Source organism: Shewanella waksmanii ATCC BAA-643 (assembly GCF_000518805.1).
Classification (GTDB): domain Bacteria; phylum Pseudomonadota; class Gammaproteobacteria; order Enterobacterales; family Shewanellaceae; genus Shewanella; species Shewanella waksmanii.
In genome coordinates, this window is the sequence record NZ_JAEH01000025.1 from 1 (window position 1) to 15873 (window position 15873).

Below are 15873 nucleotides of genomic sequence, written 5' to 3' on the forward strand. Positions count from 1 at the left end.
GTGCTTATCCCCGGTGGGCAGGAAGCCCAAAGAGGGGGTTTGCATGTTTTTGGATGTGCTTATCCCCGGTGGGCAGGAAGCCCAAAGAGGGGGTTGCATGTTTTTGGATGTGCTTATCCCCGTTCGTGGTTTTGCTTACAGCGAGGCGCTTTCTTTTTGTCGCAAAAGAGTCCGTCCATGGCCGCTTTACTATTTCACTCCTGAAACTGAAACTTCTAGTTGCATCTGCACCGGGTTCGATTACTTCTTCGATTGCGCTGTTCCATGAACGAGTGGGGTAATAGGGATATTTTGGCGACCTTATCCAAGGGTCACGCTTGGGTGTTTGTCACTGGAGTGTTCATGAAAAATATCATCAAGATAGCCGAGCAGTTGTTCGCTACTCAATTCACTGGGAATTATCACATCATAGACGCGGCGGCGCATGCCCGTGCCCGATTCGACAAAAAGTAGCCACTCATCTTGTTGTCGGTGTACTGACATCAAGGTGCCAAAAACGTTGAATTTGTGCATGCTGCGGCCTTGCTGCTGATAGTGAACTAGATTGCTTTATCGTAGTGTTTTAGTTCTGCAAGTCCAATGATTTCGAGTACGGATTTAAAACGCGCCTCTGTGTGATAAGGCTTGAATCTTGGGTCTTGCCGAGTAAAAATCAGACAATTAGATTGATAGCTAATTGCTTGCTCAAGCTGCTGATACATTTCAGGTTTAAGGTCTAGCAGTGCATATACTGCCGCGGTCTCATAGGGGCAAACATAGTCGCTTTGGCGCTGCGCTTCTGCGATTAAGTCTAGGGCCTGCTGGTTCTGACCTGCTGCTGCATATGACTGCGCTAATAAGATTAGTGGGTACGGCGCACGCTCACTGATTGTAACGCCGGTTAGCATAAGTTTGTGGCTTTGGGTTAAGTCTCCAGTCAAGTACTTAGCTACCCCTAAATTTAGGTGCATGAATGCCGAATCTGGGTGTTGAGTTAGTTTAATACGCCCCCATTGTTGGGCAGTCTCAAGCTCATTGATCATCATTAGTGCCCACATTCCCCAGTCGGCTACTTCTTCATTTAAGGGGTCGAGTTTGTCAGCTGCGGCTAGGTGATCTAGGACTTGCTGATTCTGTCCCATTGCGGCAAAAAACAGGGCGAAACCAAGTTGCGTGAGCGCGTTATCAGGCTCTTGCTGTTGGGCTTTGTTTAACATTTTCCAGGCCTCATCCCATTGCCACGCGTGCACATAGGCTAGTCCGAGCTGACTCATGACCTGTGCCGAGTCAGGATTAATACTAAGTATCTCTGTTGTTGCCGCAATCACTTTTGGCAATATTAGGCTGGGTTTGTCGAAGGTGGTCATCAGTATGCGATAGGCCGTTGCCTTTGCCACATAAGCGGCTTGAGCTTCAGGATCCAGTGCTATGGATTGGTTGAAGTGCTCAATGGCGTTAAGAACAGCTTGATGATTCATCAGTGAAAGCTGGTATTGTCCCAAAACAAAATGCTCGTACGCGGCTAGGTTGTATGGTCTAGCCGTTGTGTTGCTGGTACTGTCTTGCGCCATAACTGCTTTTAGCGAACTAGCCACTGCTGATGTGATGTCGTTTTGAATACTAAAGGGACTCTGTTCTCGTAAGTTCATTTGATAATCACCATCCCAGATAAGTTGACCACTAGCTAGGTGCTCAAGTTCTATTGAGATACGCATATTCTCATTGCTATCAATACTAACCATACCGTCTAACACGTAGTCTAAATCAGGCAATTGTTGGCGAATATGCTGCCGATTCTTCTGTCCCTTAAACGTAAAAGAGGAAGGTGGCGGAACGGTTTTTACCTGATTGACTTTGCGTAAATTCTGAATGAGTTCTCGGGTGATTTGATCGGAAAAAGGCTGCCACTTTAGTGGATTCTGGCTCGAAACGGACAAAGGCAATACTAATAAATAGGGGGGTGTATGCGGCGTACTTTGTCTTGATATTAATGCATAAATGCCCAGTGTTACTGCAATTAAGCTGACGAAAACCAGCATCACTCGCCAGTGTGCGAGTCGTTGCCATCGATGGGCTGGACGAATGGTTTTCTTTTGTGGTGGCCTATCATTATGATGGCTATTCTCCTTGCTTGTCTGGTCAAGAATGGCGACAAACTGATAGCCCCTTGTTCGTACTGTCTTTATAATCCGCTGCCGCTCGCCATCATCGCCTAGTAAGTTGCGCGCCGTTTTGATGTGGTTGCTAAGAGTGGTATCCGATACGGATCGTCCTTGCCAGATACTTTCGAATAGCTCATCTCGCGAGACGACTCGATGGCGATGTTCAATGAGGTACAAAATAACATCAAATACTTTTGGTTCAATAGCGACCTCTGTTCCAGCAAGGCGCACAGTATATTGTGTCGAGTCGATCTCAATATTTTCAAATCGATAGTGCAATTTTTGCTCCCTGCTATTGGCTCCATATAAACCACTCTTGCAAATCAGAGCATGCACAATCATTAGCTAAAAATTAGTCAATGGTTATCTAAACCCCAAGTAAAGCGTAGCAATAGATCATAGGTTTAGCGGTAGGTTATTGCAAAAAAGGAAATTTGGTATGCCGACACCCATTGAAGTTCTATTTGATCCACTGTCGCTATTCTTATTGGCCATTTATGCCGTACTAATGCTGATTGAATGGCTGATTCCAGCACGACAATTACCCACAGTTAAAGGGTGGGTGCCCAAATCGCTAATCGTATTTGTGATCTATTTTTACTTATCGACCTATTTACCCTTGCTATGGGATAAATACTCTTTGGCCTATCAGTTGTTTGACTTGACTGAAGCCAATCCTATTATCAGTACTTTGATAGCCATACTCGTGTTTGAGTTGTTGATCTATTGCTGGCACCGGGCGATACATCGCAACAATTTTCTATGGCGATCGTTTCATCAAATGCACCATAGTGCAGAGCGGATCGATACGTTTGGTGCTTTCTATTTTAGTCCATTAGATATGATGGGGTTCACCTTGATGGGCAGCCTAACCTTGTCGCTTGGGGTGGGGTTAGCCCCAGAAGCAGTTAGTGGTTTTCTCTATATCACGATGTTTTTAGCGGTATTCCAGCATATCAATGTCAAAACACCACATTGGCTTGGATATATCATTCAGCGCCCAGAAAGCCACAGCGTACACCACCAACGGGGCGTCCATGCCTATAACTACTCAGACCTTCCTCTTTTTGACATTCTATTTGGCACTTTCAACAATCCCAAACACTTTGTTGACCAAGCAGGGTTTTACGAAGGAAGTTCAACCAAAATGAAAGACATCTTGTTATGTAGAGACATTTCTTAAAGCCGATTTACCAACAGCAAAACTGACGAAACCTAGACACATTTATTAGTGTCCGCTAGGTTTTGCCAAAAAAGCCAGCCGTTATAGATGAGATAAACGGCTGGCAAACAAGCGCATGGAGTGGGAGCTCATTTCGATGAGTGTTATGCGCTTATGCAGGACTAGCGGGCATGACGGACGCCCGTCTTGTTTTTCATTGGGTCACCGTCATATCCCAGTGCTTGCCAGTCAAGGCGGCCCCCTTTGGCGCTATGACAATCTTTACACTGCAGTGCGGCTGATTTGGGCGATACCATATGGTTAATTGGCCACCACATTTCGGTCGCGGCAAAGCCGTATTCTCCGCTAAAGCTGATGCCTTTTTCCACCATAGTGGCATTTTGTTGCATGCCCAGTTCAGCGGCTTTAGCCCAGTCGAATGTCTTCCAGTATCCGCCTTTGCCAAACACTTTAGGGGTGATAAATATGTTGTGCTTTTTGTCGAAAATCTGCTTACCAGTATGAACTTTAAAGGGGGTAATTTTGGCTTGTGGATCGCTAATGCTGCCCAGAGGGTAGGTGAGCTTAGTGGTGACTTTAGCATCCATTTTATCCCCAGGCATATAAGCATCAGCTTTGCCGTTATACCAAGCATATTCGGGTGTTACCGACTTAGCCCACACAAAATCGCCTTTCTTCTTCATGTAGCTATGCTTGCCATATTGATCGACTGTTTGTGGTCTATCACTGCCGGCTGTTGACCAATCCCAGCTCATTTTAGTGGGTTCATTTTTGGCAAACACCGGAATGTGGCAAGTTTGGCAGGCAATGGCTTGGCTGTGCTGGTTAAGCTTTGCTTTTTTATGAGGCTCAGCTTCATGGCAGTTACTGCACCCGATGGGGTTATCCCCGCCGGGTGAGACGCCCATCGCATTGCCTGTGATTTGATGGTCTTGGGTGACGTGACAATCTTGGCATTGAAAGTCGTTGCCATCGGTGTCCATGTGAACGTCGGTGGCTTTGTCAGGGTATGACATGGAGGAGTCTAAATCACCATGTTTGACCCCATCACCGCCACCACCAAAGAAGTGGCAACTACCGCAGTTGTCCCTAACTGGGCGGCCGACATTCTGCGCCACGCGAGTCAGATTGACCTTAGCGGCCACTTCGCCAGCGCCGGCAGGATCTTTAACGTAGGTGCCCGTGGTGTCGTGGCAAATAAGGCAATCTACTTTGGTCATATCGTTAAAGTCGAAGTTGTTATCCTTCCAGCCATAACCGGCATGGCAGCTGGTACAGCGGGGTTCGTTACTCGACACTGCCACACAGAAGTTGTTGATGGTGTTCTTTTTACCTCTTTTTACGGTTCGGTCAGGGAGTTGTTGTTCTAGCTCCCAAGTCCAATGGGAAGACTTCATCAAAGCAGTGGCATGCTCTTCGTGGCACTCGATACATTGGCTAGTGACTTCACTGCCACTCGCAAACGGCCCGCTGAGGATCTCGCCATGATCTTGGCCTGCCCAGCTTGAGCAGCTTATCAACAGGCCCAACAGTAGGGGGAAAATTGGGGTTTTCATCTGATTGCTCCTTGCCCCCTTGCTGTTAACAAGGGGGCCTATCAAGACTAGAAATTAACGGTCAACGAAGCGTTGATATCAAAGGCGGTGTCGACTACCGGTAACATCGAGTAGGCACTGCCAGCTAAGATGTCATCAATACTCTGCGGTGCACCAACCGGGGTGCCGCTGCCGGTGTATTCGTAATCGTAATAAAGCCCGGCCAGCTTAATGAACATGCGCGGATTAACATCAAATATGTAATAGGCTTCACCCACATGTCCACGAGTCGCAAGCTTGCTGCCAATGGGATCGTCTTGGGCTTGGGTAAAGGGAGTCCAATACTTAGAGCCGTAGTTGTATTCGATACCAAACTTACCTAGCGGTGCCGGAATTTGTACCCCGACATAGACGCCGTATCCATCTTTGGTGTCTTTGTCATCGCTATGGGCTGGCATCATGATAATTTCTGAACCGTCGGCATTCAGCTGTGCTTCAAATACCGCATCACTGAGCATGCCGCCAAACATGCCGGCGTTGCCATTGCTTTCACTGCGAGTCCAGCCACCAGAGATAAACCACTTGATATCATTGGCTTCTTCACGGGCAAAACCGATGCCCCCTAAGTACATATCGCCGATAACTCCACTGGGCTGCACCCGGGTTTCAAAGTTGAAGTTGCTGAACTTCTGCATGTCTTGATACATGGTGGGGGCAAAAATACCCGCCAGTTGAGTGGGAAATGCCATGGTGCCTTTGAAACCATCATTGATATCTTTCGCGCCAAATAACGTGAACTGCAGGAAGTTGGTGCCGTCATTGATAGCGTCAATGTTGAAGCCGCCTAGGTGGGTATCTTTAGTGACAATATCACCAAACATTTCACCATTGCCCCATTGGGATTCAAACCCTTGGCCATAGCAAAAGCGCACCACTTGACCATCAATACCGGTGATTTCACCGAGGTTATAACCTAAGGTTGCACCATCAAAATTAAAGTTCACTAGATGACCTGAAGGGGTGCCACCTCGTTTCTCGTTTTCGCGATAATGGGTCGGTGGACCATAGGTTGATGGGCGACGACCAATAGACAAATAGGTGTTGGAACCACCAATGTTTTTCCAATCAAAGTAAGCGCGCTCTACCCGCAGCCAGTCGCCGCTGGTGTTACCACTGCTGGTGCCATCCATGGTAAAAGAGCGCCAAGAGTCAAACACCTGGACGCCGGTGGAGTCCCCCCAGTTTTTATACATAGAGAGTCGACCGGCAAAATTAACGTTGTCCCACACCTTTGCCTTAATATTGAGTCTAAGCCGAGTGGTATAGAAAATATCGTTATCTATATCTTGGGTACTTTTAGGCGCGAGCACATAGGGCATCACTCCCTGCAGTTGTCCCTGCTGAAATGCGGTTGCCAGTGCAGGATTTGCCGCGAGCATTTTACCTAAGGGGGAGTCACTGTCGGTGGGTGAACCGAATGCGCCGCTCATGGCTTTGCCGCCAAAGTCATTGAAGTTCACTTTGATGGCGGGATTCCAAGTCACATTTTGGTAGTGCAGTGAGTGGGCTTTGACGCGAAAGTCACCAGTGAGGCTAATACGATCAAGTGCCGTGTGACGCTCATTATTATCGACACGATCGTTCAAATCATCTAGCTCTTCTGTAATATCTGCCAGCTGTTGTTTAAGTTGGTTTATTTTTTGAGTGTCACTGTCATTTGCCCATGCAGTGCCTGACAGGGCAAGCGCATTAGCAACCAGTATTGAAAGTAAGGTACGCATAAGGAATCTCCCTATGGCAGCACGAATCGAGTCCGTTTTCCGTGTTACCAAGCTGTCCGTTTTTCATGGTTTGAGGCAATTTTTGGCAAGCCGTTGCCCTAGGGATATCCCTATAAATTGCTCAAATTAGGTTAAGTTTTTGCTAGTCGGTTTGAGCGTTAGCCGCAGGTTTGCGGTTGATCAGAATCGGCTGCATGGTCATACAGAAACTGCTGGATATCGAGCTTGTCTTTGTCAGAGAGCTGCTGAAACACTTCTGGGTTTCCTTTGTGTTTGTTGCGTTTGAAATAACGATCCCACTGCGACATTGTTTTTGTCATGGGTGTCATTTCACCGCCTACATCACCTTGGCTGTGGCAAACCTTGCAAGTTTTCTTATACAGGTGTTTGCCCTTTTTGGGATTACCGCCATCCACGGCATACGCCGAGGTTGCTAAGGCTAACCCGACAACCAAGCAGCTCATCATGTTCATCATCATTTTCATCTTTTAGTCCTTACCCATCTTGGTAGATGGTGTTCTTAGTGTTGATGAGAAGGTACTCATCTTGTAAATAAATTTATCAAATGTAGGTAGATGTAAATTTGATGTTGATCACTAATATCGTAAAAATCTAATTGATAAAAATATTGTTGAAAAAAATCTAATGGATGGTTTTTAAGTGTTTGTGTTTAAAGCTTTTTGGTCTTTGTTGTGGCAGAGGTTTGATGATTTTTAGCCTCGTAAAGGCTGTGATTAGGATCACGTTTGATTTTTTTAGCTATTACTTAAGTGATATTTTTTAGTTGACGCTACTTACTAAGGTGCTCTTTCATAGTGGAGTGATTGCAGGGAGGGCTTTGGTCACGGCAGAGTTATTCAGACTTGTGGTTGAATCGTCGGCAAAGGATTGCAATGATGGCTGGGCTTAAGATAAACAGCGCGGTTTTAGTGCACCACACCGTGATAATTTGATCGTAGTTGCTACCGGCTGGGCCATATTGTACTGGGAAATAGTAGATGACAGTCCATACCAAAGGGGTAATGATGAGCAGTTGTAATCTAATGCGCTTGAGTAGCACTGAGCCTTTGAGTTGGTCGAGCAAGCGAATGAGAAGAACGCTGCTGACAAGTAGCGACAGCATTGCAACAATGGCAATAGCGAATGCGATTATCATACCCACAGCAGTTTTCCTTTCAATGAATTATTTTCACCACTACACGCTAGCAATTATCAATTAATTCAAACTTAATCAAATGCTTAAACCGATAAGATTCTGGCATTATTAACTAATAATACCAGATGCACCCTCGCGAGATTAATGCCCTATAGCGTTGAGGTGTTGGATTAAGTACATACGGATATCATCCGGTGTTTGGCTGACCCAGAAGCCGTTTAGGTAAGCCAGCAAAGGGATAGCAAACAATAAGATAAGCAAGGTAATTGCCAAGCCCGTTGCTGACATCTGCCAACCATTGCGGGTGCTAAAAGTCAGAGACGCTTTTTTCGGACAAGCATTGATACAGCGCATACAGGCTTGGCATTCATCTGAGCGAATGTTGATTTGCTGATGTACCTTAATATTAGCGGGGCAGGCGCGGGTGCATTTGTCGCATTTCATGCCTTTACTATCAATTAAGCAATGCTCTGTGTGGCGCCGTATCTTTAACGGACTAAGGAAGCTTAATATACCCAGTAGTGCACCATAGGGGCAGATGTAGCGGCAAAAACCTTGGCGTCGCCATGCGGCTAACGCCAGTATGACTGCGAAACACAGTAAGGTGATTAGCCCAGGAGTAATAAAGAACAGCGCCATTTTTAAGTCGGCAATTTTGTGGTAATTGCCGTTTAAATAGCTTGGTATGGCCTGAGATGGCATGCCAGCAATGATGATGTACAGTAAAGCCAGCAACAGCAAATACTTGAGCATTCTCAATGGCCAATCAAGCCAAGCTGGTGGTAGCAGATCGCGCTTTATAAAGCGTTTTCTGAGCTTGTAGAGGTATTCGCCGGCTAAGCCCAATGGACAAGCCCAGCCGCAAAAAGCACGCTTGCAAAGCAGCCCAGTGAGCATTACCACTGCCAGCATGACAGCTGCTGCGGGGTGAGTTTGGTCCCAATAGCCCAAAGTGATTATCGCTTTTAGCTCAATCCCTCCGTCGATAGGTAAGAAGGCATCGCCAACGTCCGGTCGCATTAACCATGGGGTTTGGCCCATTTTCAACATGATGGCATTGCAGGTAAATTGCACCGCAACCAATAGCATCGAAACCGCTAAAGTGTGATGGATAAGTTCCCGTATGGTGTTGGCTTTAATCTCAGGACTAAACAAGTTTGGCGCTAGCCGTTTAGCAAGCCCTAGCCCGATAGCTACCAATGCCGTTGCTAGCAGCATGGGCCAATAGAGTGTGGCAATCATCCCTGCGCCTAGTAGTGATAGACTCGTCAAAGCGCCCCAACGTTTACCACTATAAAACATCAGACTGATCGCATAGAGTAGCGCCAAGGCTAAGGTAAAGGATTCAATAAAACTCATAATGACTTCAAATTAGTTGCGGTGAGTAACGAGTGTGAGTGGTCGTTATTAATTTGGTTCGCAATGTAGCCAAAGAAGTGTGAGAGGTGTCTAAATTGTGAGGCTGTTTTATCTAGATTGGTGTGCTAGCTCACAAGGGGCTAACAATCGCGTTGCGCTTGGATAAGCTTGATTGCTAGTGAATACAGGGGCAGTGTCAGATGTGGGCAGGTTTAGCTTAGACAAAACCTACCTGCCAGCGCGCTGAGCTGACAGGCAGAGTCGTTGGGCTAGTTGCCTTCGATAGAGGCGATAAACTTGTTGGACTCTTCAATTGATTTGTTCATCTCTTTAATGAGCCCGGAGATATCAGTTTGCAGGCTGGCAAACTCCCCTTTAATAGCCCCAATCGCTTGGGCATTGAGGTTGTGCTTAAGGTAAAGCATGTTATCTTTCATCGCCACGAGCACAGGATCCATTTTGCTTTCTGCGCGTTTCATGGTTCTTACCAGTTGCTCATAAGAGCGCTGAGTTTCTCTGAGCTTAGTTTCACTGTTGCGTCGCAAGCTGGCTTTGCTGATTTCATTGATTTCAGACTGCCATTCATCAAATAGCGCTTCGGCCACATCTTCTACTTTACTGATGCGACTACTGACATCGTCTGCTGCTTCTTGCGAAGACTCATATTCATCTTTGGCCTTGTTGTAGGCTTTTTCTAAGTCACCGCCGTCGTGGTTAAGCAGAGCCTGCATCTCTTCTAACGCAGAGCTAAACTGCTCTTGCGCTTCTTCTTGAGACTCTTTGGCATCGGTCACGCGATCGACCATGATGTCACGCTTATGGTAGCCAACTTTTTCCATGGCACCGTAATAAGCGCTTTGGCAACCACTGAGTAGTAAACTTGCCCCTAATAGCGCAATGGAAATACCTTTTTTCATCCTGAAACCACCTTTATTTTTGACTCATCAAACTGAGACTCTGTTCGCTCTGTGCTGTTTGGCTGAATTTTACTACTGAGTATTAGCCTCGATATCGCGCCGCATCAATGATGCACCAAATGTGCAGTGGCACAGCAACGATTAAGAATAGCCCAAGGGTGAAGCTGGCAATACCGTATGCCGCATAGGTGAACAAACAAAATAGAATCGCTGACATGATGCGGCCCTGCACAAGCTGACCCAGTCCAACGATAAAAAAGCTAGCAATTGCGGCAATAACATTGCCTGCAGATCCTTGTTGAGACATCAATTTCTTCCTTACACTTGTAAATCTGAGGTTATAAGCTTTATTGTACGAAGATACAGGTTTTATACCAATCAGTATAAGATTTTGTGCTACTCAGGGTATTTTTTGAGTCACTGACTCAAAGACAACACATAGCATAATGCCTGTTGTTTATGATTTTATTCAAGCGATAAGCACTAAGTCAAAAATACGCCTACAAAGGCGAGTGTCAGTGACGCTGATGCGGCGTTAACGAATTAATGCGTAGAATGACTATGCATCGCATTCGTTGCCTAGCCTCAGAACCACTATACTCTCGCTGAGCGAACAAACCTTTATACTGATTGGTATGATACCAATCCCTAACGCCAATGAATAATGAGATAGCTGTGATTAATAAAATTAAAAGCTCAGTTTTTTATACCATCTTACTGAGTATTTGGCATTTTGCATTACACCTGCGCCAGCGCTTGGCTGAAGATCAGGTTAACATTCGAGCCGGGCATCTGGCTTATGTCACCCTATTATCGTTGGTGCCCATGGTCGCAGTGACGATGTCGATGTTGTCTGCTTTTCCGGTGTTTAAAGGCATTCGTGGCCAGATAGAAACTTTTATCTATGAGAACTTTATTCCCTCAGCGGGCGATAGCGTGCAGGTGTACATTAATGAATTTGTCGCGAATGCATCTAAAGGCACTGCAGTGGGTATTGGCGCCTTGGTCGTAGTCGCTATTATGTTGATATCTAACATAGATAAAGCACTCAATGCTATTTGGCGCACCACCGAAAAACGCTCAATGGTGGTGTCATTTTCCATGTATTGGATGGTGCTAACCTTAGGGCCTGTGTTAATGGGCGCGAGCTTGGTGGCGACCTCTTATGTGGTGTCATTAAAGGTGTTCACCGGCACAGAGTTATCTGGTGTGGTACCGCTGGTGGTTGAACGACTGCCGATGCTGTTTTCTGTGGCGACTTTTTTACTGATTTATATGGTTGTACCTAACACCAAAGTGAAGTTTTTCCACGCATTGCTGGGGGCGATTGTTGCCGCATTGCTGTTTGAGTTCGGTAAAAAAGGTTTTGCGTACTACCTAACCCAATTTCCAAGTTATGAAGCCATTTATGGCGCTTTAGCTACGATTCCAATCTTGTTTGTTTGGGTGTATTTAAGCTGGATGATCGTGCTTATCGGGGCGGTCATCACCGCGGGTATGCCTGAGTATTTAGATACTCGCCTAGTGGCTTTACGTAGTCACTTTCGCCAGCAAAGCGCGCAACAGCAGCAAAATGAGCCCAAAGAGAGTGCACCTGAGCCAGAAAGCACGCAATCTCAGCATCAAAAAGGGGGCTAAGCTTGGCAGTCCATTTACCGCTCATTAGTCAAGATTGGCTGGATGTCGGCAATGGCCATCAACTGTTTGTTGCCCAGTATGGCTCGTCACAGGGCACGCCAGTGTTATACCTTCATGGTGGCCCAGGGGCTGCTTGCCAACAAGGTGATGTGGCGCTGTTTGATAGTGCGGTCACCGACATTAAGGCGGTACGGCTGTTTATGTTGGATCAGCGTGGTTGCGGCCGCTCCAAACCCTATGCCAGTACTGAACACAACCATTTGATTGCATTACTCAGCGATATTGAAAAGCTCCGTCAATGGGCCGATGTTGACCGCTGGGGGTTATGTGGCGGCTCTTTTGGAGCAACATTGGCGTTGTTATACAGTTGCTGTTATCCCAACCGAGTGAGCTGGCAGCTACTTTGGGGGCTGTTTATTCCCTCGTCGACGAGCCTAGAATGGCTCTATGGCCGTGACGGAGCTGGGCAGATTTTCTCTCAGCAATACCGGGATTTTAAAGGTGATTACAGTGGTAGTGACACCCAAACTTTGCTCAATGACTTTGTTACGGGGCTGGCAGATCGTGATGCGAGTGTACGCCGCGATTACCATCAACGTTGGCAACAATGGGAACAGGTGTTAGCGCTACCTAGTGATGACTTTACTCGCGCGCCATACCAAGGTGAGGCGTTAGCAAAAATTGAAGCGCATTATGCACAAGCTGGGTATTTTGAGGCGCAGCAAATCTTGCAGCAACGCGCTAAGGTCATTAGCGCCGAGACTTTGATCATACAAGGCGAGTTAGATTGGGTCTGCCCACCTCAGGCCGTTAGCCACTTTATTGAAACCAATGCTTTGGCTCAGTTAACGCTACAAATCATTAATCACGGGTATCATGCCTTAGGCGATGATAAGATGCGACAAGCGGTCATTGCCGCCTTACGGAAAATGATGAATAACAGAAAGGATATAGCAGAATGAGAAAAACCATGATGGTCACTGCACTTTGTGCAGCATTAGTTGGCTGTGCATCAACCGATGAGGCGAACACAAGTGACGCGGCGACTGTCGCACCAGAGTCAGTTACTTTGGGCGGCATGAGTAACGAGGCCGCCGCAGATGCATTATTAGCCGCGCTTCTGAAAAAGAATTACCTTGCCAGCAAGGTGTCGCCTACTCGAGTCGGTGTGCAGTTTGATAAAAGCCAGTTTGTACTGCAACCTAGCATTAATGCCGAGGGGATTGATCGTATCTTAATGAATCGTTTTTATGCCATTCATCCTAAAATGGCCGGTAGCAAAGAGTTACTGCTGCTCATCGGTACGTTGAACCATAAGTTAAACTTCGCTAAATTCACTTTGCGCGAGAATGGCAATGTTATTCAAGTGCAAGGCGCAGCGACTTTCGTCAACACCATTGATTTAGAAGAGATCCGCCGTTTTATGTTGTGGACCGACGACGGCCTACATCAGGTGGGTTTATCTTTACCAAAGGGATCTGAAGAGCTGATTAAGCCAATCCCCATTATGAAAAACCCAGTATCAACCTAAGCGTTAAACGAGGTTGGTCGCTAATAGGTCTTGTTATTTAACAAGGCCTGTTGATTAACAATAAGGTAGTAGAGTACGTGATAGCCCTGATCCAACGAGTGAGCCAAGCCAAAGTTGATGTTGCAGGTAAAACCATAGGCGCCATAGATAAAGGCTTATTGGTGTTGCTTGGTGTTGAGCGCGACGATGATCTAGAAAAAATGCAAAAACTGGCGACTAAAGTGATGAAATATCGCGTGTTTAGTGATGAAAATGGCAAGATGAACCTCAATCTTAGCCAAGCCGGGGGCAGCTTACTGGTGGTGTCGCAATTTACACTTGCCGCTGATACTGGTCGTGGTTTACGCCCAAGCTTTTCGGGGGCAGGCACTCCTGAGCAAGCAAAACAGCTGTACGATGCGTTTGTCGAATATTGTCAGCAGCAGGGGGTGAATACCCAAACGGGCGAGTTTGCAGCCGATATGCAGGTGAGCTTAACCAATGATGGTCCAGTGACTTTTAATCTTCAGGCCTAATGATTTTTCATCTTCTGGTCTAATGATTTTTAATCCTCAGGTGTAAGCCAGTTAACTTTCAGGTGTGGCAATTATGGTGATAGCTGAGCAATCATTATTGGCTCAATTACAACAAACATGGCATCAAACGATTCCACTGAGCCAGTTTATGGCGGTAGAGCCTCTGAGCTTTAGTGATAATGAGTTTAAGGTCACCGCGCCTTTAGGCCCCAATATCAACCTGCATCAGACCATGTTTGCTGGCAGCATCTATACCTTGATGACCTTAACTGGATGGGGAATGGTATGGTTGCAACAGCAACGAGCTCAAGTGTGTGGAGACATAGTGTTGGCCGATGCCCATGTGCGTTATCTTGCGCCGGTAACTGCGCAGCCCATTGCAGTTGTCCGTTGCAGCCATATCGACCTAAGTCCGCTTAGTCGCGGTAAGCGGGTTAAAATCCCACTGACTGTAGAGCTGTTTTGCGCCGATAAACTGTGCGCTCAATTTGAGGCTAAATATGTCAGTTTGCCGATAACTTGATTAACAGCAAAGGCGATACATATACGTGTATCGCCTTATTATTTTCATTCAAATTTTTACTTAGTTAGCCACGAAATCATCCATTAAGATGACGCCCAGTGGTGTACCGCCGCCAGCGGCATCCACAGCGGCAACTGAGTAGATCCCCCCAGCCATTAGACTAACGCTAAGCGGGCCAATGGCGACATCTTTACTGTCGTGTGGCGTGACGCTAACTACGTAATCACCGGCAGCAACAGCAAGGGCTCCCGAAGCGGCCATAAATGGCACATCGCTTAATGCTGGAGCGGCATCGCTAATGTCGTCAGTGGCGGTCAAATAAATATCGACATTACCAGCAGAGAATGACGCATGGGCTATATTGAGTTTTGCTGCCGTAGCAACACGGCGAGGGCTATCCATCAATACCCAAGGCATAATCTCATCACCTAGCGAGCCAATTGCTAGTGCTGAATAGCTCATACCTTGATCTAACATCACCTCTGCAGCATCAATCACAACCACGCTGTTGTCAGCATCAGCGGCTACTGTCACGGTATGCTCACCTTCTGGCACGTTTAGGTAACCTGTGACTTCGCCGAAGCTCAGCATATCGACTGCTGGCATATCGCTACCGTCGAGGAATACATCAACAGCTGGCGCATCGGCAACTGCATGAATCACTCGTAGGTCAGCACCGGCGTTTTTGTCTTGAATCAAGGCTTGGCCCTCTGGCAGTGCAGCAAGTAGTGCAACAGGAGAGTTACCGCTCCAAACGTTAGTAATGGCCGTGAGCAGATAATCGGTTTCCGCAGCCAGTGTGACCGCGCCAGAATCATATACCACGTCTTTTTGATCCGCGGCGGTAATGCGAACTTGATAATCGCCAGCCATGATTTCTAATTGATCGGTATTGTCCATGTAATCGACTGAGAGTGTCGGAGCCATATCGCTGATATCTGCGTCTAGTTCAGTGACGTAAACATCGACTAGCCCAACCCCTACAGTGCCATGCAGCACCTGTACTCGCGTATATCCTGCAGCAATATCGCTAGTGGCGTTGGCTATTAGTGCGAGGTCGAGTGATTCACCTGCCACACTGCCTACGGCGACTGCGGTGTACTCCATATCAGCTTCAGCCATTAAATCAGCAGACAAGACAGTGGCAGTTTCACCACTTGGTAATTGTGCATTGACCGCAATGGCATAGGTGGCTGACTCGACACTTAACAAGCCAGACGACATTGCATAGTCAACATCTGTTAGCAGCTCGGCATCGTTAGCTGTGACATTAACCATGGGGGCATCAGCACTGGCATGAATGACTCTAACCATCGACATTTCGGCCGGCGTAGGGGCTGGTGCAGGATCTGGAGCAGGTGTTGAGCTGTTGTCATCGTCATCGCTACAGCCGGTGAGAGCCAGCGCAGCAGTCAGTACGATACTAGGATAGAGACGTTGCATAGCATATTCCTTCATTGTGTGTAGGTTACGTATCGCTATACGCCGAGGTAAATTTTAACGATCACATTTTTTTAACTTTTCGATTTGATAAACGGCGAATAAAATGGCGCTGCATGGCAATTTCTTTCTATTTTTTAGGTAAATACATGCC

General features: G+C 46.8%; 17 protein-coding genes. 7 read left to right on the forward strand and 10 right to left on the reverse strand.

Features of this window, described 5'->3' with window-relative positions; translation table 11 throughout:
• A partial coding sequence (locus tag L865_RS25780; protein ID WP_037471059.1) for a hypothetical protein occupies positions 1-268 on the forward strand: 268 nt, incomplete at its 5' end.
• Positions 269-300: 32 nt separating this feature from the next.
• Here L865_RS25780 and L865_RS25070 read toward each other — a convergent pair.
• Entirely contained in the window at positions 301-513 is a 213-nt protein-coding gene (locus L865_RS25070; protein WP_084632526.1) for a DUF7661 family protein, read from the reverse strand.
• Positions 514-539: 26 nt separating this feature from the next.
• Entirely contained in the window at positions 540-2420 is a 1881-nt protein-coding gene (locus L865_RS23645; protein ID WP_037471065.1) for a winged helix-turn-helix domain-containing protein, read from the reverse strand.
• A gap of 160 nt (positions 2421-2580) precedes the next feature.
• On the opposite strand from L865_RS23645, the gene L865_RS0111825 reads away from it, so the two are divergent.
• Complete coding sequence (locus tag L865_RS0111825; RefSeq protein ID WP_028773430.1) at positions 2581-3324, forward strand: sterol desaturase family protein; 744 nt, start codon at positions 2581-2583, stop codon at positions 3322-3324.
• Positions 3325-3485: 161 nt separating this feature from the next.
• On the opposite strand, the gene L865_RS0111830 is transcribed toward L865_RS0111825, so the two are convergent.
• The 7 genes from L865_RS0111830 to L865_RS0111860 all read right to left on the reverse strand — a co-directional run bounded on the left by L865_RS0111830 (position 3486) and on the right by L865_RS0111860 (position 10379).
• The gene (locus L865_RS0111830) at positions 3486-4880 is read right to left on the reverse strand and encodes a tetrathionate reductase family octaheme c-type cytochrome (RefSeq protein WP_028773431.1); all 1395 of its coding nucleotides are present in this window, start codon (positions 4878-4880) and stop codon (positions 3486-3488) included.
• 47 nt (positions 4881-4927) lie between these two features.
• Entirely contained in the window at positions 4928-6640 is a 1713-nt protein-coding gene (locus tag L865_RS0111835; RefSeq protein WP_028773432.1) for a DUF3373 domain-containing protein, read from the reverse strand.
• Positions 6641-6798: 158 nt separating this feature from the next.
• A complete protein-coding gene (locus L865_RS0111840) occupies positions 6799-7119 on the reverse strand; it encodes a c-type cytochrome (protein WP_245608428.1) in 321 nt (106 codons plus the stop codon).
• A 374-nt stretch (positions 7120-7493) separates the two neighbouring features.
• Entirely contained in the window at positions 7494-7802 is a 309-nt protein-coding gene (locus L865_RS0111845; RefSeq protein ID WP_028773434.1) for a hypothetical protein, read from the reverse strand.
• Positions 7803-7937: 135 nt separating this feature from the next.
• Positions 7938-9155, reverse strand: coding sequence for a 4Fe-4S binding protein (locus L865_RS0111850; protein WP_028773435.1), 1218 nt, complete (start codon positions 9153-9155; stop codon positions 7938-7940).
• A gap of 269 nt (positions 9156-9424) precedes the next feature.
• Positions 9425-10072, reverse strand: coding sequence for a DUF2959 domain-containing protein (locus tag L865_RS0111855; RefSeq protein ID WP_028773436.1), 648 nt, complete (start codon positions 10070-10072; stop codon positions 9425-9427).
• Positions 10073-10154: 82 nt separating this feature from the next.
• Entirely contained in the window at positions 10155-10379 is a 225-nt protein-coding gene (locus L865_RS0111860; protein WP_028773437.1) for a hypothetical protein, read from the reverse strand.
• Between the two features lie 350 nt (positions 10380-10729).
• Between L865_RS0111860 and L865_RS0111865 the strand changes: the two genes are divergently transcribed.
• From L865_RS0111865 to L865_RS0111885, 5 genes are all read left to right on the forward strand, one after another.
• The gene (locus tag L865_RS0111865; RefSeq protein WP_084632527.1) at positions 10730-11710 is read left to right on the forward strand and encodes a virulence factor BrkB family protein; all 981 of its coding nucleotides are present in this window, start codon (positions 10730-10732) and stop codon (positions 11708-11710) included.
• A gap of 2 nt (positions 11711-11712) precedes the next feature.
• Positions 11713-12672 carry an alpha/beta fold hydrolase gene (locus L865_RS0111870; protein ID WP_028773439.1) on the forward strand — a complete coding sequence of 320 codons (960 nt, stop codon included), beginning with the start codon at positions 11713-11715 and terminating at the stop codon, positions 12670-12672.
• Positions 12669-13241 carry a hypothetical protein gene (locus tag L865_RS0111875; protein WP_028773440.1) on the forward strand — a complete coding sequence of 191 codons (573 nt, stop codon included), beginning with the start codon at positions 12669-12671 and terminating at the stop codon, positions 13239-13241. The genes L865_RS0111870 and L865_RS0111875 overlap by 4 nt, the downstream gene beginning before the upstream one ends.
• A gap of 77 nt (positions 13242-13318) precedes the next feature.
• Positions 13319-13756 carry a D-aminoacyl-tRNA deacylase gene (gene dtd / locus L865_RS0111880; protein WP_028773441.1) on the forward strand — a complete coding sequence of 146 codons (438 nt, stop codon included), beginning with the start codon at positions 13319-13321 and terminating at the stop codon, positions 13754-13756.
• 73 nt (positions 13757-13829) lie between these two features.
• Positions 13830-14279, forward strand: coding sequence for a thioesterase domain-containing protein (locus L865_RS0111885; protein ID WP_028773442.1), 450 nt, complete (start codon positions 13830-13832; stop codon positions 14277-14279).
• Positions 14280-14339: 60 nt separating this feature from the next.
• Here L865_RS0111885 and L865_RS0111890 read toward each other — a convergent pair whose 3' ends face one another.
• Positions 14340-15722, reverse strand: coding sequence for a DUF4397 domain-containing protein (locus tag L865_RS0111890; protein WP_028773443.1), 1383 nt, complete (start codon positions 15720-15722; stop codon positions 14340-14342).
• Between the last annotated feature and the right edge of the window lie 151 nt (positions 15723-15873).